Origin of the sequence: Enterococcus sp. NPDC086594 (assembly GCF_044746145.1) — a bacterium.
Taxonomy (GTDB): domain Bacteria; phylum Bacillota; class Bacilli; order Lactobacillales; family Enterococcaceae; genus Enterococcus_D; species Enterococcus_D entomosocium.
In genome coordinates, this window is record NZ_JBIVBP010000008.1 from 22,298 (window position 1) to 47,015 (window position 24,718).

25 protein-coding genes are annotated in these 24,718 nt (G+C 44.9%); 17 read left to right on the forward strand and 8 right to left on the reverse strand.

The features are described 5' to 3' along the window. Both ACIPK1_RS12245 and ftsY read left to right on the forward strand, forming a co-directional pair. Positions 1–819, forward strand: a complete 819-nt coding sequence (locus ACIPK1_RS12245; protein WP_016619609.1) for a Cof-type HAD-IIB family hydrolase — start codon at positions 1–3, stop codon at positions 817–819. Between the two features lies 1 nt (position 820). Beyond that, complete coding sequence (gene ftsY, locus ACIPK1_RS12250) at positions 821–2,113, forward strand: signal recognition particle-docking protein FtsY (protein ID WP_086316792.1); 1,293 nt, start codon at positions 821–823, stop codon at positions 2,111–2,113. A gap of 282 nt (positions 2,114–2,395) precedes the next feature. Here the strand turns inward: ftsY and ACIPK1_RS12255 are convergent, their stop codons facing one another. Continuing rightward, the gene (locus ACIPK1_RS12255; RefSeq protein ID WP_005227140.1) at positions 2,396–2,764 is read right to left on the reverse strand and encodes a BlaI/MecI/CopY family transcriptional regulator; all 369 of its coding nucleotides are present in this window, start codon (positions 2,762–2,764) and stop codon (positions 2,396–2,398) included. Positions 2,765–3,008: 244 nt separating this feature from the next. Between ACIPK1_RS12255 and gshAB the strand changes: the two genes are divergently transcribed. Then, positions 3,009–5,273, forward strand: a complete 2,265-nt coding sequence (gene gshAB / locus ACIPK1_RS12260) for a bifunctional glutamate--cysteine ligase GshA/glutathione synthetase GshB (RefSeq protein ID WP_301389752.1) — start codon at positions 3,009–3,011, stop codon at positions 5,271–5,273. Between the two features lie 70 nt (positions 5,274–5,343). Here gshAB and ACIPK1_RS12265 read toward each other — a convergent pair whose 3' ends face one another. Next, entirely contained in the window at positions 5,344–5,763 is a 420-nt protein-coding gene (locus ACIPK1_RS12265; protein ID WP_194199328.1) for a hypothetical protein, read from the reverse strand. A 14-nt stretch (positions 5,764–5,777) separates the two neighbouring features. Beyond that, a complete protein-coding gene (locus ACIPK1_RS12270; RefSeq protein WP_005232467.1) occupies positions 5,778–6,230 on the reverse strand; it encodes a YueI family protein in 453 nt (150 codons plus the stop codon). Between the two features lie 107 nt (positions 6,231–6,337). Here ACIPK1_RS12270 and ACIPK1_RS12275 point away from each other — a divergent pair, with 107 nt between their 5' ends. The 6 genes from ACIPK1_RS12275 (at position 6,338) to ACIPK1_RS12300 (ending at position 9,845) form a co-directional block, all read left to right on the forward strand. Continuing rightward, positions 6,338–6,907 carry a GNAT family N-acetyltransferase gene (locus ACIPK1_RS12275; protein ID WP_005232465.1) on the forward strand — a complete coding sequence of 190 codons (570 nt, stop codon included), beginning with the start codon at positions 6,338–6,340 and terminating at the stop codon, positions 6,905–6,907. Between the two features lie 15 nt (positions 6,908–6,922). Beyond that, positions 6,923–7,300, forward strand: a complete 378-nt coding sequence (locus tag ACIPK1_RS12280) for an iron-sulfur cluster biosynthesis family protein (RefSeq protein ID WP_005232463.1) — start codon at positions 6,923–6,925, stop codon at positions 7,298–7,300. Position 7,301: 1 nt separating this feature from the next. Beyond that, complete coding sequence (locus ACIPK1_RS12285) at positions 7,302–8,195, forward strand: metallophosphoesterase (protein WP_301389754.1); 894 nt, start codon at positions 7,302–7,304, stop codon at positions 8,193–8,195. Between the two features lie 85 nt (positions 8,196–8,280). Then, positions 8,281–8,502 (forward strand): DUF2829 domain-containing protein, encoded by a 222-nt coding sequence (locus tag ACIPK1_RS12290; RefSeq protein ID WP_005227147.1) that lies wholly within the window; start codon positions 8,281–8,283, stop codon positions 8,500–8,502. Then, the gene (locus ACIPK1_RS12295) at positions 8,499–9,248 is read left to right on the forward strand and encodes a 3-oxoacyl-ACP reductase (RefSeq protein WP_005232459.1); all 750 of its coding nucleotides are present in this window, start codon (positions 8,499–8,501) and stop codon (positions 9,246–9,248) included. Before ACIPK1_RS12290 ends, ACIPK1_RS12295 begins: the two co-directional genes overlap by 4 nt. A 30-nt stretch (positions 9,249–9,278) precedes the next feature. Continuing rightward, positions 9,279–9,845 carry a nucleotidyltransferase family protein gene (locus tag ACIPK1_RS12300; protein WP_086316800.1) on the forward strand — a complete coding sequence of 189 codons (567 nt, stop codon included), beginning with the start codon at positions 9,279–9,281 and terminating at the stop codon, positions 9,843–9,845. Between the two features lie 91 nt (positions 9,846–9,936). Here ACIPK1_RS12300 and ACIPK1_RS12305 read toward each other — a convergent pair whose 3' ends face one another. From ACIPK1_RS12305 to acnA, 4 genes are all read right to left on the reverse strand, one after another. Continuing rightward, complete coding sequence (locus ACIPK1_RS12305; protein ID WP_008376323.1) at positions 9,937–10,476, reverse strand: biotin transporter BioY; 540 nt, start codon at positions 10,474–10,476, stop codon at positions 9,937–9,939. Positions 10,477–10,581: 105 nt separating this feature from the next. Next, a complete protein-coding gene (locus ACIPK1_RS12310; RefSeq protein ID WP_301389750.1) occupies positions 10,582–11,436 on the reverse strand; it encodes a helix-turn-helix domain-containing protein in 855 nt (284 codons plus the stop codon). A 104-nt stretch (positions 11,437–11,540) separates the two neighbouring features. After that, complete coding sequence (icd, locus tag ACIPK1_RS12315; RefSeq protein ID WP_086332916.1) at positions 11,541–12,791, reverse strand: NADP-dependent isocitrate dehydrogenase; 1,251 nt, start codon at positions 12,789–12,791, stop codon at positions 11,541–11,543. Further along, complete coding sequence (gene acnA, locus ACIPK1_RS12320) at positions 12,784–15,480, reverse strand: aconitate hydratase AcnA (RefSeq protein ID WP_301389749.1); 2,697 nt, start codon at positions 15,478–15,480, stop codon at positions 12,784–12,786. The genes icd and acnA overlap by 8 nt, the downstream gene beginning before the upstream one ends. Positions 15,481–15,715: 235 nt before the next feature. On the opposite strand from acnA, the gene ACIPK1_RS12325 reads away from it, so the two are divergent. The 4 genes from ACIPK1_RS12325 (at position 15,716) to spx (ending at position 19,919) form a co-directional block, all read left to right on the forward strand. After that, positions 15,716–17,077: a citrate/2-methylcitrate synthase gene (locus ACIPK1_RS12325; RefSeq protein WP_016619617.1), complete on the forward strand. Its 1,362-nt coding sequence runs from the start codon at positions 15,716–15,718 to the stop codon at positions 17,075–17,077. 232 nt (positions 17,078–17,309) lie between these two features. Next, a complete protein-coding gene (locus ACIPK1_RS12330) occupies positions 17,310–18,731 on the forward strand; it encodes a peptidoglycan DD-metalloendopeptidase family protein (protein ID WP_301389421.1) in 1,422 nt (473 codons plus the stop codon). A gap of 286 nt (positions 18,732–19,017) precedes the next feature. Continuing rightward, positions 19,018–19,419, forward strand: coding sequence for an Asp23/Gls24 family envelope stress response protein (locus ACIPK1_RS12335; protein WP_086299010.1), 402 nt, complete (start codon positions 19,018–19,020; stop codon positions 19,417–19,419). A 50-nt stretch (positions 19,420–19,469) separates the two neighbouring features. Further along, a complete protein-coding gene (spx, locus tag ACIPK1_RS12340; protein ID WP_008376310.1) occupies positions 19,470–19,919 on the forward strand; it encodes a transcriptional regulator Spx in 450 nt (149 codons plus the stop codon). A gap of 149 nt (positions 19,920–20,068) precedes the next feature. On the opposite strand, the gene rpsD is transcribed toward spx, so the two are convergent. After that, on the reverse strand, positions 20,069–20,680 hold the full coding sequence (gene rpsD, locus ACIPK1_RS12345; protein WP_005227158.1) for a 30S ribosomal protein S4: 612 nt from the start codon (positions 20,678–20,680) through the stop codon (positions 20,069–20,071). A gap of 368 nt (positions 20,681–21,048) precedes the next feature. Here rpsD and ACIPK1_RS12350 point away from each other — a divergent pair, with 368 nt between their 5' ends. The 4 genes from ACIPK1_RS12350 (at position 21,049) to pepT (ending at position 24,656) form a co-directional block, all read left to right on the forward strand. Then, the gene (locus ACIPK1_RS12350) at positions 21,049–21,846 is read left to right on the forward strand and encodes a formate/nitrite transporter family protein (protein WP_005227159.1); all 798 of its coding nucleotides are present in this window, start codon (positions 21,049–21,051) and stop codon (positions 21,844–21,846) included. A 219-nt stretch (positions 21,847–22,065) separates the two neighbouring features. Continuing rightward, on the forward strand, positions 22,066–22,842 hold the full coding sequence (locus tag ACIPK1_RS12355; RefSeq protein ID WP_005227160.1) for a Cof-type HAD-IIB family hydrolase: 777 nt from the start codon (positions 22,066–22,068) through the stop codon (positions 22,840–22,842). Positions 22,843–22,960: 118 nt separating this feature from the next. Further along, entirely contained in the window at positions 22,961–23,383 is a 423-nt protein-coding gene (locus ACIPK1_RS12360; protein WP_008376307.1) for a methylglyoxal synthase, read from the forward strand. A 37-nt stretch (positions 23,384–23,420) separates the two neighbouring features. Beyond that, positions 23,421–24,656 (forward strand): peptidase T, encoded by a 1,236-nt coding sequence (gene pepT / locus ACIPK1_RS12365; RefSeq protein WP_086332919.1) that lies wholly within the window; start codon positions 23,421–23,423, stop codon positions 24,654–24,656. Positions 24,657–24,718 lie beyond the last annotated feature (62 nt).

Sequence of the window (24,718 nt, forward strand, 5' to 3'; positions counted from 1 at the left end):
ATGATTAAACTGATTGCGATCGATTTAGACGGAACGTTATTGAATGACAAAAAAGAAGTGACTCCTCGCAACAAAGAGGTACTTGCTCGTGCCAAAGCACAAGGCGTAAAGATCGTCATTTGTACGGGACGTCCATTACGGGCGATCCGTCCCTATTTAGAAGAATTATCGCTGAAAGAACCCGGCGACTATAGCATCACCTTTAACGGCGGTTTGGTTCAAAAAAATGAGACTGGCGAGATCATTGAAAAAGCAGCGATGCAGCTGGCAGATATCCATGAATTGGTTTCAGTGGCGGAAGACTTAAATTTGCCTCTAGACGTGGTATCAGAAGAGATCGTCTTGAGTTTGCCCACTTCAGCAGCGCATCCATCGATTTATGGCTCCTTGAATCCTTTATTGGATTGTCGTCCTTTTGCCGTAGCTGATCTGGATGAATCGATGCTCTATAATAAAGCGGTGATCGCCTACCATCAGGAAGTTTTGGATCCTAAGATCCCTGAGATTTCCTCAGAGATCCGCGAGAAATATGAAATCATCAAAAGCCGGAATAACCTGTTGGAATTTATGCCTAAAGGAATCACCAAAGCCTATGGTATCAGCCTATTGGCGCAAGATTTAGGGATCAAGCAAGAAGAAGTGATGGCGATCGGTGATGAAGAAAATGACTTGCCGATGATTCGCTATGCAGGGATTGGCGTAGCGATGGCCAATGCCGTGCCAATCATTAAAGAAGCGGCTGACGTTGTCACCCTTTCAAACCAAGAAGACGGTGTGGCAGCAGTGATTGAAGAATATGTCTTAAAAGGAGGTGCGTAAGATGGGATTTTTTGACAAAATCAAAAAAGCGCTGATTGGAGAAACCAAAGAAGCAGAGCAAGAAATCGACAAACCGATAGTCGATGCTGACTCACCAGAGGCACAGCGTTCAGAAGAAAGACAGCCAGCACAAACTCCTGCTGAACATGAAGCTTCAGAACCAGTGGCACCTGCAGACGCCGCCGACTCCAGTGATTTGGAGGCAGAGCAAGAAACTGCGGAAACTTTTCCACAGCAAGAAGCAACGGTAGCGAATAAAGTAGAAGAAGCACCAAGTGTTCCAGTTGAAGTGGCTAAGGATACACCATCAGAGGAAGTACCAGCTTCTGAACCAATCCTTCAAGCAGCGCCAGAGACGGAAAGTGTGCAGGACAAATACACCAAAGGATTGACGAAATCACGGAAAACCTTTGGGCAACGGATGAACGAATTGTTTGCCAACTTCCGTACGGTGGACGAAGACTTCTTCGAAGAAGTGGAAGAAACGCTGATCGGCGCAGACGTTGGCTTTGATGCGGCGATGAAGATCGCGGATGCATTGAGACAAGAAGTCAAATTGCGTAATGTGAAGAAAACGGCAGATGTCCAAAATGTCATCATCGAAAAACTGGTTGACCTATATGGGGAAGCGGGTGTCGGTGAAGTAAACGAGTTGAACATGCAACCGGGGTTGACCGTCATTTTATTTGTTGGCGTGAACGGTGTTGGAAAAACCACCAGCATCGGGAAATTAGCCCATCAATTCAAAGCCGAAGGCAAGAAAGTCTTATTGGCTGCAGCGGATACTTTCCGTGCCGGTGCCATCGATCAATTAGTGGTCTGGGGTGAACGGGCTGGGGTTGAAGTCGTTCGTGGCAATGCAGGAGGCGATCCAGCAGCGGTTGTGTTTGATGCGATGGAGCGCGCAAAACGAGAAAATGCTGACGTTTTATTAGTAGATACAGCTGGCCGTTTGCAAAACAAAGTCAATTTGATGAACGAATTAGAAAAAATCAAACGGATCATTCAGCGAGTGGACCCAACGGCCCCTCATGAAGTCTTGCTCGTGTTGGATGCAACAACGGGGCAAAATGCCATGAATCAAGCAAAACAGTTTAAAGAGACGACGGATGTTTCTGGCCTCGTCTTAACCAAACTTGATGGCACAGCTAAAGGAGGGATCGTCTTGGCGATCCGTAACGAGCTGCGGCTGCCAGTCAAATTAGTGGGACTTGGAGAAGGCATCAACGATTTAGAACCATTTGATCCAAATGAATTTGTCGTCGGCTTATTCAAAGGCTTGATCAAAGAATAAAAAAAGAAGAGCCCTGTGTCAGGTCAAATACCTGCACATGGCTCTCCTTTATTGTTGCTTTTGTGAGATCAAAGGGAAGAGAAAACGGGTCGTCGTCTCTTTCCATGAGCTTGACTTGTGACGGAAAGCTGAGAACACTTGGCGTGGCAAATGTGGGTACAGCGATGCACGACTTTGCCAAAAATCAGGAAAAGCAGTTTGAACGATTCGTTTTCTTCTGCGCTGTCTAAAAACTTTGGGAAGTATCAGGCAGAATACAACGAGTTGAACGAGGGGGAAAGATTATTTCTTAAGTTCCCCTTGGCGCTCAGTGATCATTTTTTCCAAGTTGTTCAACGTATCGATATCTTTATTGGTTTCGATAAAGTTCGTAATCAAATTCAATAAAGATTGATCAGACAATTCTGCTGCTAAGAAGTCTTCTTGGGTCACATTCGGAGAATACAACCGAGTCAAAACAGTACCGCTGTAGCCGATATCTGCTACTTTCAATAAGTCGTGGTTTTTTAGTTTACGTACGACTGCTTGAATGGTATTCTTGCTTAGATCTTGCTGTTGGACAGCAATGTCATTTGCAGAAAGAGGTTTGTCTGAATTCCAAAAGATATTCATGATTTGACGTTCGCGTTTGGTAAGATTAAGTGGCTTCATTCACTATTCTTCCTTTCAAAAAGAGTAATATGGACATAATAATTTACTGTTCTATAAGCAGTATACTTTATTTTGAAGGTAAATATCAAATTTATTCAAGTATTTTATAAATTCTTGGTAATTTTAGTAAGAGATATTACAAGTGAAGAGCAAATTTCTGCATTTTTCACCATTTTTCACTATAATAGATGGAAAGAAGCAGAATTTAAGAAAAAAATAGTAGAAGAACATAGAGGGCAGTCGAATGAAAATAAAAACATTGTTATCACATAAAGAGCTTTTTCCCTATTTATTGAAAGGACGCTATGGGATTGAGCGTGAAGCGCAACGGGTGCGGCTCGATGGGACGTTCGCGGGAACCGATCATCCGAAAGCGCTGGGCAATCGGCGCTTCCATCCGTATATCCAAACAGATTTTGCGGAAAATCAACTGGAACTGATCACGCCGGTCGCGGATTCAGTGGATGAATTGTTCCGTTTCTTAGGGGCCATCCACGATGTGGCATATCGTTCAATGGCAGCAGAAGAAATGCTCTGGCCTTTGAGTATGCCACCGGCTTTACCAGAAAAAGAAGAAGACATCGTCATTGCTAAATTAGACCAATTTGAAGATGTGCTCTACCGCCGCTATTTGGCCAAAACTTATGGTCGCCGCAAGCAAATGGTCAGTGGGATACATTTCAATTTTGAATTTGCGGAAGACTTTTTGCAGCAACTGTATGCTTTATCTGAAACGAAGGAAAGCTATCAAGCCTTTAAAACGGCGCTTTATTTGAAAGTAACTCGCAATTATTTGCATTATCGCTGGTTTTTGACGTATTTCTTTGGGGCGACCCCTGCATCAGAAGCCAATTATTTTACGACAGAAAACGGACCGCAAGAACCAGTCCGCAGTATTCGCAATAGCCGTTATGGCTACACGAATCACGAAGACGTCAAGGTATCTTATGCTTCGTTAGAGACCTATCTTGCGGATATTGCCAACTTAGTGGAGACGGGAAAGCTTTCAGAAGAAAAAGAATTTTATGCGCCAGTGCGTTTGCGTGGGGGAAAACGGGTCGCAGATCTAGCCTCAGCTGGTATCCGTTATATTGAGTTAAGAAATATTGACATCGATCCCTTTGCCCGCTATGGGATTTCCAAAGAGCAAGTCGCGTTCTTGCATTTCTTCTTATTGTTTTTAAGTACAAAAGAAGAAGGCAACGATGCCGATGCGTGGATCGAAGAAGGCAATCAGAAAAATGATCAGGTCGCATTAGAACACCCACTTGCACCATTGACTTATCAGCAAGAAGCGCAAGCGCTGATTGCTGAAATGATGGACTTTGCCCAAGCCCTTGAGCTGCCGCATCCGCCATTTTTGGATCAGCTTTCTGAGATGCTGGCTGAACCAGAAAGAACCTTCGCTGGACGTCTTTTCTCAGCGAGTCAAGCAACCAGCCAAGCGCAGACAGCAACATTGCTGGGACAATCGTATCATCAAGCTGCTTGGGAAAAACCGTATCAATTGGCTGGTTTTCGAGCAATGGAATTGTCGACCCAGATTCTCTTGTTCGATGCGATCCAAAAAGGTATCGAAGTGACGGTACTGGATGAAACGGATCAGTTCTTGAAATTAGCCGTGAAAGACCACATCGAATATATTAAAAATGCCAATATGACCAGTAAGGATCAGTACATCGTCCCATTGATCATGGCGAATAAAACGGTCACCAAAAAAATCTTAGCCGAAAATGGCTTTCATGTACCAGGTGGTGCTGAATTCGCTTCGGCAGAAGAAGCGATCGCGTTTTATCCGCAAATCGCCCACAGCGGGTTTGTGGTAAAACCGAAAACCACCAACTATGGGATCGGTATCTCGATTTTCAAAGAAGGCGCCTCTTTAGAGGATTATCAAGCGGCGGTCGCCATTGCCTTTGCGGAAGATGATTCGATCCTCGTTGAGACCTTTTTATCAGGGACGGAATATCGGTTCTTCGTGATCGATGGGCGAGTCGATGCGATTTTATTACGTATCCCAGCCAATGTCGTGGGTGACGGCAAGCGCACGATCACGGAACTCGTCGCAGAGAAAAATCTCGATCCATTGCGCGGCACCCATCATCGGACTCCATTAGAGTTGATCCAATTAGGGGAACTGGAACAACTGATGTTAAAAGAGCAAGGGTATCAAGTGGATTCAGTGCCAGAAGAGGGGCAGATCGTTTATCTGCGAGAAAACTCGAATATCAGTACTGGCGGTGATTCTATCGATGTAACGGATGACTTCAACGATGACTACAAACAAGTAGCAGTCGATGCGGTCGCCGCATTACAAGCGTCTATCAGTGGAATCGATCTGATTATTCCAGATAAAACCAAGCCAGCCAATGAACCGGGGGCTTATGGAATCATTGAATCCAATTTCAACCCAGCGATGCATATGCACGTTTATCCATACAGCGGGAAAGGCCGACGCTTAACTATGTCTGTTTTACGCCTGTTGTTCCCTGAAGTCTTCGAAAGCTGATGGAAGCTTAGAGAGCAAAGAACTGCACACTCTGGAAGGTGATTCCCTTCGAAAGTGTGCAGTCTTTTTATTAGGCTTCAAAAGTAGCGATCTCAATCGTTTGTTTTGTTTCTTCCACCTTGAGACCCGTTCGGGCTTCCCACCATTGTTTCATTTCTTTTTCATACGTGGTAGGAAAACGTTGGATCAAGGTCAATAACGGTACGCCTTGAATCGAGGCATAGGGAAAGTTTAAAACGAGATTGTACTTCAGTTCCGACAGGAGGCTATAATATTGAAACATCATAAAGTTCATTTCATTCTGATCCTCCAGTAGGAGTACTTTCGGAGCGCGATCCAGCATAAAACCCAAGCTGCGCATCATGAACAATACGCCATCCAGATGGCTCGATTCGATCGTAGGGGCCGTTTTCAACAAATCGATATGCAAATCCAAAGCATCAAGCAGTTCTTTCTTTAATGAAAGGTAGGGCGGTGTTGATTGTTCCATGATAGTTCCTCCTTTTAATGGAAAAGACGTTTCCAAAATGACGTTTTCTCTGGTTGTTCGTGCTCTTTATCTGATGGAGCGGCAGCTGCAGGGTATTTTTTTTCGATATCGATGACGTCTTGATTGACGGCTTCTTTCCCGGCAATCAGCAAGCCGATACTGTCTGGACCGGCATCTTGGGCATCGGAGACGATCCGAAATTCCATCTGTTGTTTGGTCAGTAAAGTGATGTAATCGGTCTGGATCGATTCTGGCAATTTTCCGTTGAGCAGCACGAGCGCACCTTGATAATCTGGTAAGGCGTTCAAGAGTGTTTTCTGGTTGTCCTTCTTCTTCATTTCTGTTACTGTCATACTAAGATAACACCGTTCACGAAACGTGCCTAAATACTTGCGCTGTTCATCTGGGTTGACGCGAGGCGTCCCATACATTCCTGTATCAAGGCGTTTTTCTAATTCGTCTGACATTGAAGTATCCTCCTCAAAGCGTTTACTTATGCTTATTATAGCATATCCAACAAATAGCAAAAGAGGGGTGCGATCGTGAGAGAGTTCTGATAGAAAGTAGGGATCCTATGACAACAAAAGAACGACATTTGCTATTATTAGCAGAAAATCAGCGGTTGGAGACACCGAGGCTGCTCTTGCGCCCCGTTTCCTTGGCGGATGCAGCAGACATGTTTGCCTATGCAAATGATGAAGAAACGACGACCTTCGTCTTTGCTAGACATGGGTCGGTTGACGAAACAAAACTGCGCATTGCCGAGTATTTTGTTGCTGCACCCTTAGGGAAATATGCGATCGAAGAAAAAGACTCAGGCAAAATGATCGGGACCATCGATTTACGGGTGGAATCTGAAAAAGAGATCGCTGAGCTTGGTTATACATTAAGTCGCGATTACTGGGGGCAAGGGATCATGCCAGAAGCGGCAATGACACTGCTGCATTTTGGTTTTGAAACACTCGAATTGATTCGGATTTTTGCTCGACATGATGCTCGAAATCCCAAGTCTGGACGGGTCATGGAGAAAATTGGGATGAAATTGGAAGCAACGATCCCAGCTGCCCGCAAATCGGGTGAAGAAATCATCGATGAAGTCACGCGCGGCATCACGCTGGAGGAATGGAAAAAACGTATTATGTAAAGGAGGGCTCTCGTCATGGAACTGAACATTGAGCCAGCAGCAATTGAAAAAATAACCTCTTATGTACAGCCAGATGATCGTCTCTATTTGGATTTTGAAGACGGCGTCGGTCCGTTTCCTGCAACGGAGATCACCTGCCGTTTGGACATCCATTTTCGCCTGATCATCGTGCCACAGAGCTATCCAGAAGAAGGATTGGCGATCTACGACACCCCTTTAACGACACCCTTGGGCACGATTTGGTTGAAGCAAGGGGCTCAGGTGTATTTAGAAGAACAGACTCGGATGCAGGTGGAACCGACCTATCAACGGTTGCAATTGGTGGGAAATAGCGGGATCTTAGCTAATGATGTCCAATTGTTACGGATCGAAAAGCAGACGGCAGGCCGCTGATATGGGCACGCTGGCGGTTATTAGCGACTTGCACGTCGATATCAACCAATTATTCGACCCCCATCTGCAGCTGATCGCTGATTATTTGCAGCAAAATCAGGTGACCCATCTGCATCTGGCAGGAGATGTGGCGAATAAAAAGCAAAGGCTATTAGACGTGGTCGCATTTTTTCAAAGTCAACAGGTGCCAACGACCTTTCACTGGGGCAATCATGAAATGGTGGACTTGACGGAACAAGAGATCGAGGCTTTCGATGATCCCGCCTTTCTTAATTTTCAGACGTATCGCTTATCAGAAAAAACACTGCTGTTGGGAATCAATGGCTGGTATGACTACCAATATTCTGATCTGACCAGTGAATCTGAGATCTTGCGGCTGAAAAATTTGTTTTGGTATGACCGCATGATTCAGCGAAAGGGATCGGATAAGGAAATCAGCCAAGCCATCAATGAGCGTTTAGCGGAAACATTGGCCCGTTTGCCGCAAGACCAAGAAATTCTTCTTTCTACCCATTTTGTGCCCCAAGAAGCGTTTATTGTTCGTCAGACCGGCAAGTATGCCCGCTGGAACCACCTAAATGCGTTTTTAGGGTCGCCCGATTTTGGCGCAGTGATCGACCGCTACGCCAATGTTCGGGCAGTTGTCTTTGGGCATACCCATCGACGCTTTGAGAAAAAAGAACTTGCGGGAACCAGCTACTATTGCCGCCCCTTCGGCTACTATTATGAATGGCAGATGACCCGCCGGTTCGTTATGGAAAATCACTTAGCAGAAGCATATTCGCCAACGAAAGTTCGGACGCTGCTGCGAAACCATCATGAGGCATTTGAGGACTATAAAACGACGCATCTTTTAGAAGAATTGGCGCAAGCGATCACACTACTGCCGTATTAGCGCAGCAACCGAGTCCTGCTTGTTTTCGTAATTGAATTTCCAAGCAATTTAAACCATTAGAAGAAAAACACAAAGGAGAAAAATTATGACATTTGAAGAAATCTTACCAGAATTAAAAGCCGGAAAAAAAATCATCCGTGAAGGTTGGGGCGGTTTTGAACTTTATGTGACATTCGTTGAAGGCGAAGTGTACGACAATGCCCCAGTCACCCCTTACTTTTTGATCAAAACAGCAGATGAGGGATTCTCGAGTTTCGCACCGACTGTTTGCGACATTCTTGCGGAAGATTGGAAAATCGTGGAATGACAGCATCGTGGATCGATGACAAAACGATTGTGTTTGTCACAGGAGCTGCTTCAGGCATCGGCAGAGCGCAAGCAGAGGCGTTTCTTGCAGAAGGCGCTCAAGTATTTGGGGTTGACTGCCAATCGTTTCCTGATACGCTTTTAGCCCAGCCCCGCTTTTTCGGCACGTGTTGCGATTTAGCGGTGGAAGAAAATTGTCTTGCAGCGGTCCAAGCTTGTGTTACACACTTTGGTGGCATGACGATCTTGTTGAATACAGCCGGGAAACTAGATGGCTATCATACGATCGCTGAGACGACGTCAATGGAGTGGGAGGAGATATTTCAAACCAATGTCTCCAGCATGTTTTATTTAACGAAAGAAATTTTGCCGCTGATGCAAGCCAATGGTGGCGGAACGATCATTAATATGGCGTCGATCGCTGGAATGGTCGCAGGTGGAGGTGGGATCGCTTATACAACCGCAAAACACGCGATCGTCGGGTTTACCAAACAGTTGGCATTGGATGTTGCAGATCAAGGGATCTCGGTGAAGGGCATCGCGCCAGGTGCGATTCAAACGCCGATGAATGCGGCTGATTTTGCCGGTGACGGAAAAATGGCGCAATGGGTGGCAGAGGAGACGCCGGTCAAGCGTTGGGCGCAACCAGAAGAAGTTGCAGCGCTGACCCTTTTTCTTGCCAGCCCGCAAGCTAGTTACTTGCAGGGGGCGATCGTGCCCATCGACGGTGGTTGGACCTTGAAATAACTAGCCTGAGCCCATTAGAGGAGGACGCCAATGAAGGAACAAGCGATCCAGAACTTGTTTGCAAAAAATCGTGAATGTCGACAACTGCTTACGATCATTGAAGCGTTACAGCTGCCGGATTGCTGGCTGTGTGCCGGGTACCTGCGGAATTATTTATGGGGTTTTCTCAGCGGAAAAATAGCGGAGGTGCCGATAACCGATATTGATGTCGTGTTTTATGATCCGACTGTAAGCGTAGAAGAAACAGCGGCGATCGAAGCGCAACTGCGCCGTTCGTTTCCCGAATTTCCTTGGGAGGTTCGAAATCAAGCATTGATGCACCAGCACAACTTTGCCGAGGAACCCACTTATACAAGTACCTTCGATGCTTTAACGAAGTTTCCAGAGCGTTGTACAGCGGTGGCGGCACGAATGAAACAAGGCGAGATTGAATTGATGGCGCCTTTCGGTTGGCAGGATGTTTGCAGTTTTCGGGTGCGTCCAACACCGCATTTCGCCCAAAATGACCAGTACCTTGCGGTTTACCGACAACGCCAAGCGATGAAGCAGTGGCAGAAAGTTTGGCCGCAGTTGTTGATTGAAGAGATCGACAACTAAAAAAGAACACTCGCGTGATGTGGCGATTTCCAAAAGTTAGACGAAAAAGCTAACTGATGGGAATCGCTGCATATGACGCGAGTGTTTTTTATTAACGCAAAGCCAGTCGTTGCGCCAAGCGGTTTCTTAAAAAGATGCCTAGATAAGCTGCGGCAACGGCTTTGATGATCCCGGGGATAATAAACAAAACAAAACCACCGTTAAAAGCCGCCGGCCATGCCATGCCAGTGCTCCATTTCAGCCATAATGTACCAAACAACAAAGTTGCCAGCGCACCGACAATATTGCCGATCACTGCTCCTGTGTAGCGAAACGCCGTTTTTTCTACGACCAATCCAGTAAGCAATCCGTTAAAGAGGAAGCCGACTAAATAGCCTCCGGTTGGTCCTAACAAAACACCGATACCGCTGGAAAAACCAGCGAAAACGGGCAGACCGATCAATCCTAACAGCAAGTAGATGATGATCGCCATCGTTCCTGTTCGCGTGCCGAGGAAAGTCACCGCCAGTCCAATCGCAAAGGTTTGTCCTGTCAATGGGATCAAACCTAACGGAATCGTCAATTGGGAAAGACCAGCAATAATGATCGCAAATAATGCGGCATGGATTTGTTCACGTAATGATAATTTCATCGAATCCTTCTCTCTAGTAATAATTTCGTTAACCTAAAAAAGATTTATTTGGTTAACGAAATTATAAACGGTGGTTTACCAAAAGTAAAGAAGAATCTTGTTTTTTTAGTGTCCTTTTTTTAATAGGACAAGTAAGTTCTTTGAGGAGAGGAAAGGGGCGATTTCTTCCAATTCATCTGTTGAGAAGGGCAGTGCTTGAACGAGATGGCAGATCGTTGCTTCTGTCAGAAACGGCAGCAGTTCTTCGATTTCATCATAAGACAAGCGTTCTGATGCGGTAACGTTTGGCTGTTCCAGGGCCGTCAGCAGGAGTTCATCCAGATACGGTGCAGGTAAAAAGGGAAGCAGTTCTTCAATCTCAGAAAAGCGAAAGTCAGGGGTTTCAAGCCAACCTTTGATTTCTCCCGCCAAAAAGTTGGGGGTTAAAAAGGGCGCCGCCTCTTCCCAAAAAGCCATGGAATAGTGGTTGCCTTTAAGGAGCTCTTCTATTTGGGGCTTTTTCAAAAACGGCAAGAGTTCTTCCATGACATCTTCTGGGATATTTTCGGCGCCATTAAGCAAGTGCTGCAAGTCAGCACTATTCAAATGAGGTGCTAGTCTAGGCAATAAGTCTAGGTCTAAAGAAGATTCTTGAAACAGTTCTTCTTGAATCAGTGCCGATAGTTCTTGCGGTTTGATCAGCGGAGCGAGTTCGGCGATTTCTTTTGGCTGCGCGGTTCCTGCTTGATAATGTTGCACCGCAGCTGCTGGCTTCCCTAACAGCTCATCGATCGATAGGCCTAAAATCGCCGCTAGCTGCGGCAATTTTTCTATGTCCGGCAGTGAGTTGCCCCGCTCCCAATTACTGACCGCCTGATAGCTGACAAGTAATTGGTCTGCCAAGTTGCTTTGGGTCAGATTTTTTTCTTTGCGTTTGGTAGCGATCTGCTGACCAATTTTTCTCATGTTGAATTCACTCATAAATGAATTCCCCCTTTCATGCTCTAAGTATAGTTTCTCAGAAGGTGGAAACGCAATCAAGCTGCGGTTGAGCAGGCAAATGCCGACTCAATCACAGCTTGAGTTTACGAATGGATCAGCTGAAGGAGGTGTTCACCAAACGCTTGTGTCGTTAAACAGACCGCTTCGGGCATCAACTGTGCGAAGTCGGCAGTGACGTGTTGATTTTGCAAGGCTTGTTCAATGGCTTGCGTCAGTATTGCAGCAGCTTCCGGCCAGTTCAAATGTTCTAATAGCATGCACGCCGATAGCAGCAGTGAACAGGGATTGGCTTTGCCAAGTCCTGCGATATCCGGTGCCGTTCCGTGGGTAGCTTCAAAGATGGCTGCCCCAGTATCGTAGTTGATATTGGCGCCGGGGGCGATCCCGATGCCGCCAACTTGTGCAGCGAGTGCATCAGAAATGTAGTCGCCGTTCAAATTACAAGTGGCAATGACATCGAATTTTTCTGGATACAAAAGGATCTGCTGTAAAAAGTTGTCGGCGATCACATCGTTAACAACGATCTTTCCAGCCGCTTTGGCCGAGGCAAGGGCGGCTTCGGCTGCCTTTGAACCATTTTCTGCTTTGATTTTGTTGTATTGATTCATTGTAAAACACTGGTCGGCGTACGTGGTTTCTGCAAGCTGATAGCCCCAGTTTTTAAAGCCGCCTTCTGTAAATTTCATGATATTGCCTTTATGCACCAGTGTCACCGTGGGCCGCTTTTGAGTAATCGCATACTCAATGGCAGCAGCGATCAAGCGCTGACTGCCTTCTAAAGAGATCGGCTTGATGCCAATAGCGGAAGTTTTAGGAAAACGAATCGCCTTGACGGCAAAGTCTGCTTGCAGTGTCTGGATCAAACGCTGTGTTGCGTCGTCGTCTTTGGCAAATTCGATGCCAGCATAAACATCTTCAGTATTTTCGCGAAAGATCACCATATCGGTTTTTTCTGGCTGTTTTAAAGGCGAAGGGACCCCTGTAAAATAGCGAACAGGTCTGACACAGGCATAAAGATCCAGCGTCTGCCGTAAGGTGACATTCAAGGAGCGAAAGCCCTCGCCAATCGGGGTAGTCAACGGTCCTTTCAAGGCGTATTGCTGGGCCTTGATCGTATCGATGGTTGCTTGCGGCAGCCATTCCCCTGTCTGTTCAAAGGCGGCTTCTCCAGCGAAAACTTCCAGCCACTCGATGTGGCGCTGATTGTCATAAGCTTTATTCACAGCTGCATCAATCACAGGTTGCGCAGCCTGCCAAATCTCGGCACCGATGCCGTCTCCTGCAATGTAAGGAATGGTGATCGTCGTTGCTTCATGGGTTGTTTGGTTAGACATGGGCAGCTCCTCCTAATTCCGCTTTTTTTCGAATGACCATTGGCAAAATTCCTTGATGCTTCCAATAGCGAATATCTGCCGGGGCATCAAAGCGTAGACGGGTCATAAAGGAGACAGTCCCTCCGTCGGTCCGTTGAGCGGTGACTTCGACCAGCTGCTTGACCGCTGGCTCTTCTGGCAAAGCGATCGAGAATGTTTCGCTGCCATCTAAGGCAAAAGAGGTGGCACTTTCACCAGCCAGATATTCAAGAGGAATGATCCCCATCATGACCAAGTTGCTGCGATGGATCCGTTCGAAGCTTTCTGCTAAAACGACTTTAACGCCTAACAATTGTGTTCCTTTGGCGGCCCAGTCGCGAGAAGAACCCATGCCATAATCTTTACCGGCTAAAATGATACAGCTTTGGCCGGCTTTTTGGTAATTCATAGCGGCGTCAAATATCGACAAGGTTTCCCCAGTTGGAAAATAATGCGTGACACTGCCAGTGCTGCCAGGAACCAGCTGGTTTTGCAGACGGATGTTGCCGAAAGTCCCCCGCATCATAATCTGATGATTGCCGCGCCGCGAACCAAAGGAATTGAATTCACGATACGGAACTTCTTTTTCTTGTAAAAATTTTCCAGCTGCAGAATCCATACTGATGCTGCCGGCAGGAGAAATATGGTCAGTGGTGACGGAATCACCCAATTTTGCCAAGACTTTCAGATCGGCTAAGACATCTGGTTTAGGCAATTCTTTGGTCAATGTTTCAAAGTAGGGTGGATGAGCAATGTAAGTAGATTGTTCCTCCCATTCATAACATGCGCTCGTGGTGGTTTCGATCGCATTCCAGCGTTCATTGGCATCAAAAAGATGCTCATAGGCAGCGCGAAATGCTTCTGGTCCGACGTATTCTTGAACGTAAGTATTGACTTCTTCATTGCTAGGCCAAATATCAGACAAATACACCGGCTCGTCATTGACGATAGCTAATGGTTCTTTTGTAAGATCTTTGCGAGTGCTGCCAGCGATCGCATAGGCAACAACTAACGGCGGCGAAGCCAAATAATTGGCTTTGATCTGTGGATGGATTCTTCCTTCAAAATTCCGATTGCCTGACAGAACCGACGCCACCAGTAGATTTTCCGCCTCAATTGCTTCAGCGACCGGCGCTTCTAAAGGACCGGAATTTCCGATACAGGTGGTACAACCGTAGCCCACTAAATAAAAGCCGAGTTGCTCTAAATACGGCAGCAAACCACTGTTTTGCAAATAGGTGGTCACGATCTGGGAGCCAGGTGCAAGGGAGGTTTTGACTGTACGAGGGACGGTCAAACCTTTTTCAATGGCTTTTTTGGCCAATAAGCCTGCAGAGAGCATGACGAAAGGATTGCTAGTATTCGTACAGCTAGTGATCGCCGCCAAAACGATATCGCCGGTCTCTAATTTGTCTGCTGCAGCATCTGGCCAAGTAACGCTGGCTTCTTTTTGCCATTCATCCTCCGAAAGTCCAAAGCCCTTGGGACCAACGGCTGCCGTGACTGATTGTTCAAAATCCTGACGGACTGCTGGAAGCAAAATCCGATCTTGCGGGCGTTTGGGGCCCGCTAATGCCGGCTGAACTTCTGCTAGATCAATGGTGATCGCCTTAGTATAGGTCGGCACGGTCGTTTCATCATAAAAGAAATGGTTGGCTTTGGCGTAAGCGGTAACGAGTTCGATCAGCTCGCTGGAGCGCCCGGTCGTTGCCAAGTAGTTCAAGGTCTCTTGGTCGATCGGACAAAAACCGCAAGTGGCACCATATTCAGGGGCCATGTTCGCTAATGTCGCCCGATCGGCTAAGCTCAAATGACCATAGCCCGGGCCAAAGTATTCGACAAATTTTCCAACCACTTTTTCGATCCGCAGCACTTCGGTTACTTTTAGTGCTAAATCGGTTGCTGTGGTACCTGCAGGCATCTCGTTGATAAATTTCACCCCGATGACTTCAGGTGTAGGAAAGAAAGAAGGTTCGCCAAGAATCGCAGCTTCCGCTTCAATACCGCCAACCCCCCAACCGAGGACCCCCAAACCGTTGATCATCGTGGTGTGAGAATCGGTTCCTTGCAATGTATCAGGAAACAGCAGACGTTGGTCTTCGTGTGTTTTTTGCAAGATCACATCAGACAATGATTCGATGTTGACTTGATGAATGATCCCTGTTTCAGGCGGAACGACTTCGAAATTGTCGAAAGAACCTTGTGCCCATTTCAAGAATTGATAGCGTTCTGCGTTGCGTTCAAATTCCCGCTCCGTATTAAAAGCGATCGCCCCAGGCGTACCGGCTTGATCGACTTGCACAGAGTGGTCGACGACGAGTGTGACGGGGATCTCAGGATTGATGTCTTCTGCGGCACCGCCTAAAGCGACCATCGCATCCCGCATGGCAGCCAGATCAACAACTGCAGGCACCCCAGTAAAGTCTTGCAAGACGACCCGCTCTGGTTTGAATGGCACGACACCGGTAGGGCTTTCTGCCTGCCAATTCGCTAAAAATGGTAAATAATCCTCTGTAATTTCCTCGTCTTGATGACGAGCAACACTTTCCAATAAAACTCGAATGGAGTAGGGCAAGCGAGATAAATCAGCCCCTAAGTCTTGGGTGATTTTCGCTAAGTCAATATACGTGTATTGGGTGTCATTGACGGTAAGTTGAGTTTGCCACTTCATAAGAATCCTCCTTTTTACGAAGATAATCGTACTTATTAGGAATAATTATACGTTGATAATTTAAAAAATCAATTAAATTTATGAAAAATATTTCATTTTCTGAACATCGTGCTATAATGTGTGAAAGTTTGTTAAAAAGCAACGATTTTATAGGATGACTATTTTAACGATGTTTGTATACGGTTAAATAACATTGTAGTCGATAGTTTGTAGAAAGATTGGAGGTAACATCACCGTGGAAAGATTAGAAAAGAAAGAGAAATTGTCCTATCTTGCATCGCAATGTCAGAAATACAATTTGATAGATATGAATCTTTATTCAGAATATGATGTAAAGCGTGGACTGAGGGATTTAAATGGCACGGGGGTCTTAGCAGGTCTTACGACGATCTCCACCATTTATCCAGAAAAAATCATTGCTGGCAAGCCAGTTGAAGCTTGTGGCGAGCTGCGTTATCGCGGAATTGACATCAATGAGTTAGTAGCAGGGTTCGTCAATGAGAAACGTTTTGGCTTTGAAGAAATTGCATATTTATTACTTTTCGGCGAACTGCCAAACAAAACAGAACTTGCGGCATTTCATTGCCTATTAGCAGAAAAACGTACTTTGCCGACCAATTTTGTTCGTGACGTCATTATGAAAGCACCTTCTTCTGATATCATGAATAGTTTATCTCGCAGTATCTTGACACTGGCAAGTTATGATCCTCAAGCAGATGACATCAGCATTGAAAATGTATTGGAACAAAGTCTGATGCTGATCAGTGTCTTTCCGCTCTTGGCAATCTACGGCTATCATGCCTACAATCATTACAATCAAGGGGAGAGCATGTACATCCACCGCCCGACCGAAGAGTTGAGTACAGCTGAAACGATTTTGACTATGCTGCGTCCAACGAAAGAATATAGCTTCCAAGAAGCCCAAACATTGGATATGGCACTTGTTTTGCATATGGAACATGGCGGCGGGAATAATTCGACCTTTACGACACGAGTCGTTACCTCCAGTGGGACGGATACCTATTCAACGATTGCTGCAGCGCTAGGTTCTTTGAAAGGACCTAAACACGGTGGCGCCAATATCAAAGTGACGGAAATGATGGGAGATTTGAAGCGCAACGTTGCTGATATTACCGATGAACAGGCCATCCGCACTTATTTGGAAGCAGTCCTAGATAAAGAAGCATTTGACCGTAAAGGATTGATTTATGGCATGGGCCACGCGGTTTACAGCGACAACGACCCCCGTGCGGCGATCTTTAAAAATTATGTAGCCAAACTGGCACAAGAAAAAGGATCAGAAGCTTGGCAAGAATATCAATTGTATACGATGGTCGAACGCATTGCTCCTCAAGTCATCAATGAAAAGCGCAAAATCTACAAAGGAGTCAGTGCCAATATCGACTTTTTCAGCGGGTTTGTTTATAACATGTTGGATCTACCAGAAGAACTGTATACACCAATGTTTGCTATTGCACGGATCGTTGGTTGGTCCGCCCATCGGATCGAAGAGCTGGTCAACGCACAAAAAATCATGCGCCCCGCCTATAAAGAAGTGTCAAATGATCGCGAATATATCGATATAGAGTCAAGATAGATCAAAACAGCAGGGAGGACGCTCGCTGCTGTTTTTGTTTTGGACATTTGAAAAGATGGTATTGAGCTGTTTTTGCGTATTTTTACTAGAGAGCAAATGAATGGCTTGGATCATTCATTCGTTAGAAAAATCAAGTATTTCTCCTTTTTCATATAGGAATGCAAAAATTGATTACAAAGTTTCTTGCATTTTTTGTATGATAGAGGGAGGAATAAAGGAGGAAAGTTCACGAATGAAAATAAAGAAATGGATGGCAATTGCCATTATTACCAGTCAATTTTCAACATTGCTGCCAGTATCAGCGGCTGCGGCTGTTTTAACGAGCGAGTCTACTGCTGGTCAAAATACAGCTGAGTCAACGGTTCCGGGAGTGAACGGGCCAACAATGGGCTTGGTCCCTGAAGATGCCGCAACGGTACCAGGAGAAAACGGCGAAGTAGTTCCAGGAGAGTCAACACCTGTTCCTGAACAGCCAACACCAGAACCATTGCCAGAACCGGAACCAACCCCGACACCAGAACCAACACCAGAAGAACCGGCACCAAATCCTGATCTAGAGCCGAATCCAGAGCCAGAACCAACACCTGAGCCGGCGCCAGAACCAGAAGAGCCAGCACCAAACCCAGAACCAGAGACAACACCAAATCCAGAGCAAGAATCAACACCAAGCCAGCCTTCGCCTGACATCAAAGAAGTACCGAACGTACCAGAGTTGACGGTAACGCCGCCGCAAGAAGATGAGCCAGCAAAATTTGAAGTCACGCCAGTCAAAGAAACGTGGGACTTTATTATGGAGATTGGAGAAGATGCTCGTAAAGTTGGACAAGAAGAAGATCTTTACGCATCGGTCATGATTGCACAAGCGATTTTAGAGTCTGGTAGCGGAAGAAGTCGTCTGAGCCAGGAGCCTTTTTATAACCTATTTGGTATTAAGGGACTTTATGAAGGGAATGGGATTTCCTTCCAAACGCAAGAAGACGATGGTTCCGGTAATTTATACACAGTTCATGCCACGTTTCGCCAATATGACAGTATCGAATCTTCTTTGAAAGATTATGCGAAATTGTTGAAAGAAGGATTGGACCACAATCCGAATTTTTATAAAGGTGTTTGGAAATCAGAAACGGAGTCTTATGAAGATGCCACGGAATATCTGACCGGGCGTTATGCATCAGATACACAATACAATGAGAAGCTAAATGCGCTGATCGAAGCATATGCTCTGACGAGTTATGACAAAGAGAAACCAGAATTACCGACAGGCAGCGAACAGATGATCTATCCTGTCAGCAATCCAGTTGTCTCTTCTGTCTTTGGTCCACGAGGCAATGGGTTTCATCGTGGAGTGGACTTCGCCGCCCCGCAAGGAACGCCGATCATGGCTAGTCTTTCAGGAACGGTGATCCGCTCAGAGTATCATTCTTCATGGGGGAATTATGTTGCTATCGAGCACAAAGATGGGCTGACGACATTGTATGCGCACAATCATCGCAATTTAGTGGAAGTCGGTCAAACGGTCGAACAAGGCGAAGTGATTGCTTCCATGGGAAGTACGGGGAACAGTACAGGTCCTCACTTGCATTTTGAAGTTAGTCTTTCACCTAGTTTAGCCCGGCATCAACTGATTGATCCATTAGATGCCTTGTCAAAATAACAAAGAATAAAAGAGAGCAGTGTAGCTGCTTTCTTTTTTTTGTCAAGAAAAACGAATCATTTCAGGAAAATTATGCTTTGAGATTTTTTTAGCGCATTCATTTTATCTTGCACGATAAATTTATTCCGAAAACAAGTGTTTTTCTTTGTAAAAAAAACAAAAAGAATTTATGCTAGAAAGGTAGGGAAAAAAATTCCCAAGAGGAATATCCACTTTAGACAAGGTCGTGTATGCGACTTTGCGATGTCTCTAGTATCCTTTCTTATTTAACCAAGGAGTGTGAAAAATGACTGACGATCAGCAAACAACGAATGTGTCTAATGAAGCAGCGCAAGCAAGTCCACTGTCCTTTGAAGAAAAAGTCATTGAAACAATTGTTGGTGTCGCTTTGCAGTCAATTGATGGCTTGATTAGTGTAAATGGCAGATTTCTTTCAGATATGACCGAAAACCTTGAAGAACAGTCGCAAGTCGCTTCTGGCATCGATGTGGAAGTTGGCAAAGAAGAGGTTGCAGTTGATTTGGAAGTAATCGTGGCTTACGGCAAAGATATCCCTAAACTCTTTGCGCAAGTCCAAGAAGTGGTTTTAGAAGAAATCAGTCGCTTGACTTCTTTAAAAGTTAAAGAGATCAATATTCGAATCGCCGATATCGTCAAACAGGAAACGATCGATCAAATCGAAGGTTGAGCACCACACAAAAAATCGAAGTACATCAAAGAGAAAGGAAGAATAAACAAATGATATCACTATATACAACACCCAGCTGTACGTCATGTCGTAAAGCCCGTGCATGGTTGACCGAAAATGAACTGCCATTTAAAGAGAGAAACATTTTTAGCGATCCATTAAATAGTGATGAACTAATGGAGATTCTTTCTTTAACAAAAAATGGAACGGAAGACATTATATCTACTCGTTCGAAAGTGTACCAAAAGTTAGACATCGATTTAGAAGAGTTGAAGCTAGAAGAGCTGCTTTCATTGATCGAACAATACCCGAACTTATTGAAACGGCCAATTATCTTAGATGAGAACAAGCTCCAAGTGGGGTACAATGAAGAAGACATTCGTAAATTCGTGCCACGAAACTTACGAAAGATCATTTTCAAACGACGCCAAACAGAGCTGCTCATGTTTAATTATCGCCAAAAGCAAGAAGAAGGCGAATCTGTTGCGAACTTTATCTAATAATAGGAACAAAACCGGCAAATGAATACAGCGATGTATCATTGTCGGTTTTTTTGGTATTTTTTCAAGGGTCTTCTTAAGAGGATCAGTAAATCTGTTGATTCCACAAAAAAACACGATTCCAAAAAGGAATCGTGTCGGTTGAAATCTTAAAGTTTTTGGTTGTAGAATTCAACGACTAGTGCTTCGTCAACTTCTGCAGACAATTCATCACGCTCAGGTAAACGAGTTAATGAACCTTCTAATTTTTCGCTATCAAAGCTTACAAATGACGCGCGGCCAGCTGTTGCTTCAACTGCTTCTTTGATTGTTGAGATGTTTTGTGATTTTTCACGAACGCTGATGACTTGTCCAACTTCAACGTGGTATGAAGGGATATCAACGCGTTTGCCATCAACTAAAACGTGACCGTGGTTTACTAATTGACGTGCTTGACGACGAGTAGTTGCTAAACCTAGACGGTAAACAACGTTATCTAAACGTTGTTCTAGCAAGATCATGAAGTTAACACCGTGTTTACCTTCTTTGATTTTGCTTGCTTTGATAAACAATGTACGGAATTGACGTTCGTTCATGCCATACATATGACGCAATTTTTGTTTTTCAGTTAATTGCATGCCGTATTCTGATTTTTTGCCACGGCTGTTTGGTCCGTGTTGTCCTGGAGCGTAAGGGCGACGTGCCAATTCTTTTCCAGTTTCTGATAAAGAAATTCCTAAACGACGAGAAATTTTCCATGATGGTCCTGTATAACGAGACATAATTTAGTTCCTCCAATAAAATAGTTTGGAGTAAAATAATCCGTTGAAAAACTCACATTCGTGCAGTTCGTTCTTCAATCTTCACCTTTGCAGCCGCGGTTACGCAATTGCACCCGAGGGGCAACGAACTGGTGACGAGCTGTTATTTTCCTGCTGCATTATTTTACACAAGGAATAGTATACGACAAACTAGGGGCAAAAGTCAAGATGGAGCTGGCTTTGGATTTGATGAAAACAAATCTTGAAATTTTTCATTAATTACTTATATTTTCAAATATCTCTTTACAAAACAGCTTTTCGTCATTAGAATATGAAAGTATTGTGCAAATGATAACGAAGTGAAATTATTCATAAAAGGAGTAGAAAAAATGAATCCAGTATCCCCATTATTTGAGAAGATCGATTCTTCCATAGAAAAGAAAATCGATCTGATCAAGAGTAGTTATTTGCGTTACGCTGTACGTGCGATGATGGCTTGTTTATTCTTGACCCTCGGAACAGCTATTGCTTTTGCGATCGCTATGAAAGGTGAATCGATGGTTCACGGGTTAGGGAAAATTCTATATGCATTTATGTTTAGCTGGTCTTTAGTCATGATTCTTTATATGAACGCAGAATTAGGAACATCAAATATGTTGTATATGACTGTTGGGGTTTACCGTAAACGTCTAAGTATTCCTTTGGCATTGAAAATTTTGCTTACGTGTGTCTTGTTCAACTTGATCGGCGGGGTGATTTTCGGCTCAATCGTTGCACTGACAGGTCCTTTTCAAGGGCTGACCGCAGACAACTTTATGCTGACCTCGATCACTGCGAAATTAGAAAAATCGACCATCCAAATTTTAGTAGAAGCGATGTTCGCCAATATCGTTGTAAACACAGCTGTGCTAGTAAGCATGCGGATGAAAGACGATGCCGGAAAAGTTGCAGCAATCATTTTCATCATCTTCATCTTTGCTTTCTTAGGATTCGAACACGTTATTGCTAACTTCCCAGCGTTTACCTTAGCTTTCTGGGCTTCAGGCGGACACTTGGCAGGTATGACTGTCGGCAGTGTGATCCATAATTTAGTTTTTGCCTTTATCGGTAACTATATCGGCGGTGGCTTGGTCATGGGGCTGGGCTATGCATGGTTGAACAACTCAAAATCGACCTATGTCGACTAATTAAAACCTACCAAAAGAAGCAGCGATGCTTCTTTTTTTTTCTTTTCTCTAACATTTCTCCAGGAAGAAGCCATCATCCCTTAACGGAGCGTTGAAATCAGCGCCTATTTATGTTAAGAATAAGTATGTACGGTTTTTCTTGCTGTTTTTTGTAAAAATGACCGCAACCAAGACCAAAATCTTAGTTACTTCTTAATAGAAAGCGAGCCTTAACCTTTTATGAATCGGAAATTCTTTGCCTTTGATATTGATGGAACCTTGCTTGACTCGAACAAACAGCCACTAGACAGTACGCTAAAAGCCCTTGATCTTTTACGAGATGCTGGCCATTTCGTGACCGTTGCCACTGGACGCAGTCGTTTCCACGCTCAAGATATTATTCGTTCGTTGTCCTTTGATAATTACATTTTATGTAATGGCGCAGCTGCTTTTCTTTCGCATCAGCAGGTGTATAAAAACTTACTCGATGAAACGCAATTGGCTGCTTTCGTGGCAGAAGCCCAAGAGCTTGGGATCGACACGGCATTTGTCGGGATGGATACAGCGAAACGAGCGTCTTCTTTGGATATTGCTAAAATGGAAGCAGCGATGCATTCTTTTGGTGCCCAACTTCCTGAGTTGGACATGGATTTTCCCGAAGAAAAAGAAGTCTATCAAGCATTGGCTTTTTACGGAAAAGAGTATGAGCATTTCTTTGACGAGAAATACAGCAAACTGCGTTTTGTGCGTTGGCATGAAAACAGTGTGGATGTCGTTCCAAAAGAAGGCTCCAAAGCAGCAACGATCCTGTGCGTCGCGGAACAATTAGGGATAGCGCAAGAAGATGTGATCTGTTTTGGTGATGGCCAAAATGATCGTGAAATGCTGACTGCCGCAGGTGTCGGTGTGGCAATGGGCAATGCGGTCCCTGAGATCCAACAAGTCGCAGATATGGTGACCGCTAGCAATGATGAAGATGGCATCTGGTTAGCCTTGAAAGAATTACAACTGATTTAAAAAGGAATCCTTTAGACATAGCACAGTCGGTTTACGGCATCTGTGCTATGTTTTTTTGTTTTTTCTCGGTCGCAAAGAAAATAAATTGGTACAATAGAAAAAAGGGGGAATGCAGCAAATGAAAATCGCATTGATTGCTCATGATCGAAAAAAAGATGTAATGGTAAAATTAGTGACTGCCTATCGAGAAATTTTAGCGCAGCATGAACTTTTCGCAACAGGAACTACGGGGAAGAGGATCGAAGAAGCAACCCAGTTGCCTGTCCACCGCTACAAATCAGGGCCGCTGGGAGGAGATCAGCAAATTGGCGCCATGATTTCGCAAGATGACTTGGACATGGTGATCTTTTTGCGCGATCCTTTAGCCGCACAACCCCATGAACCAGATGTAACGGCATTGATTCGCTTGTCAGACGTGTACGAGATTCCTTTAGCTACCAATATGGGAACGGCAGAAATCTTGTTGCGGGGGTTAGCAGCTGGCTTTGCTGATTTTCGACAAGTGATCCACGAAACGGACAATCGTCCCTTGTCGTTATAAAGATAGTAGAAGAATTGAAGAAAAAGGACGTGCAGAATTGAAAGCAATCTTAAAGGATTTTTTGACCTATGCAAAAATGAATACTCGCTCAGATGCGACGAGTCAGACCATCCCAACGACACCGGGACAAGTTGAGTTGGATCTTTTATTGAAAGATCAGTTGATCGAGATGGGGGTAGCGGATGTTGCTTACTATGAAAAGAATAGTTTTGTGATCGGACGTCTACCTGGTAATCCTGAAAAAACGGCGATTGGCTTTATTGCCCATGTAGACACGGCAGATTTCGAAGCTGAAAATATTCAGCCGCAGATCCATGAAAATTACGATGGCAAGGATGTTTGTTTAAATAAAGAAAAAGCCATTTATATGACAACTGCTGAATTTCCTAATCTCAAAGACTATGTCGGCGAAACGCTGATCACAACGGATGGAACGACCCTGCTGGGTGCAGATGATAAAGCTGGTATCGCAGAGATCATTGACGCGCTGCGGATCTTACAAACGATGGATGCGCATAAACGTGGCGATGTCTGGGTCGCTTTTGGGCCTGACGAAGAGATCGGGACTGGCGCTGATCGCTTTGATGCGGCGGATTTTCCAGTGGCATTTGCTTACACGATGGACAGTGGTCGTGTGGGGCATATGGAATATGAAACCTTTAATGCTGCTCGTATTGATATAACGATTGATGGTACGAGTGTGCATCCTGGAACTGCTTACGGTCGTTTGGTCAACGCCTTGAAAATCGCGCATCAAATCGACGATGCCTTACCAGCAGAGGAAGTTCCTGAACGCACCCGCGGGTATGAAGGTTTTTACCTACTGCACAATTTGACGGGACATATTGGTCGAGCAGAAGTTTCTTATATCATTCGTGATCACGATCATATGCTTTTTGAACAGCGAAAAGCTAACATCGTGGGGATCATTGACGAATTGAACACAGCCTATGGGCAAGAACGCATCACCTATACGCTGTATGACCAATATTACAATATGGGGGATTTGATCAAGAAAGATCCCCGCAGTATCGAAGCTGCCCGAGCAGGGATGCAAGCGATTGGTGTGACACCGATCGAAGCGCCGTTTCGTGGCGGGACCGATGGCTCGAAAATCACCTATAAAGGCATTCCAACACCGAACTTATTTGTTGGCGGTGAAAACTTCCATGGCCAGTATGAATTTATTACCGTGGAAGCGATGGAAAAAGCCCGTGATTTGATCGTGGCGATCGTGGAACATGTCGGGAAAGAAGACACTACCGTTTCCTAGAGAACGCGGCAACACGCTAGACTAAAGCGAAAAAGTCTAGCGTGTTTTTTTGTTTTGCTGCA

Excerpts from the sequence above, each read along its gene's own strand:
- ACIPK1_RS12245 (WP_016619609.1), top strand. The coding sequence starts at position 1 with ATGATTAAACTGATTGCGATCGATTTAGACGGAACGTTATTGAATGAC.
- ftsY (WP_086316792.1), top strand. The coding sequence starts at position 821 with ATGGGATTTTTTGACAAAATCAAAAAAGCGCTGATTGGAGAAACCAAA.
- ACIPK1_RS12255 (WP_005227140.1), bottom strand. The coding sequence starts at position 2,764 with ATGAAGCCACTTAATCTTACCAAACGCGAACGTCAAATCATGAATATC.
- gshAB (WP_301389752.1), top strand. The coding sequence starts at position 3,009 with ATGAAAATAAAAACATTGTTATCACATAAAGAGCTTTTTCCCTATTTA.
- ACIPK1_RS12265 (WP_194199328.1), bottom strand. The coding sequence starts at position 5,763 with ATGGAACAATCAACACCGCCCTACCTTTCATTAAAGAAAGAACTGCTT.
- ACIPK1_RS12270 (WP_005232467.1), bottom strand. The coding sequence starts at position 6,230 with ATGTCAGACGAATTAGAAAAACGCCTTGATACAGGAATGTATGGGACG.
- ACIPK1_RS12275 (WP_005232465.1), top strand. The coding sequence starts at position 6,338 with ATGACAACAAAAGAACGACATTTGCTATTATTAGCAGAAAATCAGCGG.
- ACIPK1_RS12280 (WP_005232463.1), top strand. The coding sequence starts at position 6,923 with ATGGAACTGAACATTGAGCCAGCAGCAATTGAAAAAATAACCTCTTAT.
- ACIPK1_RS12285 (WP_301389754.1), top strand. The coding sequence starts at position 7,302 with ATGGGCACGCTGGCGGTTATTAGCGACTTGCACGTCGATATCAACCAA.
- ACIPK1_RS12290 (WP_005227147.1), top strand. The coding sequence starts at position 8,281 with ATGACATTTGAAGAAATCTTACCAGAATTAAAAGCCGGAAAAAAAATC.
- ACIPK1_RS12295 (WP_005232459.1), top strand. The coding sequence starts at position 8,499 with ATGACAGCATCGTGGATCGATGACAAAACGATTGTGTTTGTCACAGGA.
- ACIPK1_RS12300 (WP_086316800.1), top strand. The coding sequence starts at position 9,279 with ATGAAGGAACAAGCGATCCAGAACTTGTTTGCAAAAAATCGTGAATGT.
- ACIPK1_RS12305 (WP_008376323.1), bottom strand. The coding sequence starts at position 10,476 with ATGAAATTATCATTACGTGAACAAATCCATGCCGCATTATTTGCGATC.
- ACIPK1_RS12310 (WP_301389750.1), bottom strand. The coding sequence starts at position 11,436 with ATGAGTGAATTCAACATGAGAAAAATTGGTCAGCAGATCGCTACCAAA.
- icd (WP_086332916.1), bottom strand. The coding sequence starts at position 12,791 with ATGTCTAACCAAACAACCCATGAAGCAACGACGATCACCATTCCTTAC.
- acnA (WP_301389749.1), bottom strand. The coding sequence starts at position 15,480 with ATGAAGTGGCAAACTCAACTTACCGTCAATGACACCCAATACACGTAT.
- ACIPK1_RS12330 (WP_301389421.1), top strand. The coding sequence starts at position 17,310 with ATGAAAATAAAGAAATGGATGGCAATTGCCATTATTACCAGTCAATTT.
- ACIPK1_RS12335 (WP_086299010.1), top strand. The coding sequence starts at position 19,018 with ATGACTGACGATCAGCAAACAACGAATGTGTCTAATGAAGCAGCGCAA.
- spx (WP_008376310.1), top strand. The coding sequence starts at position 19,470 with ATGATATCACTATATACAACACCCAGCTGTACGTCATGTCGTAAAGCC.
- rpsD (WP_005227158.1), bottom strand. The coding sequence starts at position 20,680 with ATGTCTCGTTATACAGGACCATCATGGAAAATTTCTCGTCGTTTAGGA.
- ACIPK1_RS12350 (WP_005227159.1), top strand. The coding sequence starts at position 21,049 with ATGAATCCAGTATCCCCATTATTTGAGAAGATCGATTCTTCCATAGAA.
- ACIPK1_RS12355 (WP_005227160.1), top strand. The coding sequence starts at position 22,066 with ATGAATCGGAAATTCTTTGCCTTTGATATTGATGGAACCTTGCTTGAC.
- ACIPK1_RS12360 (WP_008376307.1), top strand. The coding sequence starts at position 22,961 with ATGAAAATCGCATTGATTGCTCATGATCGAAAAAAAGATGTAATGGTA.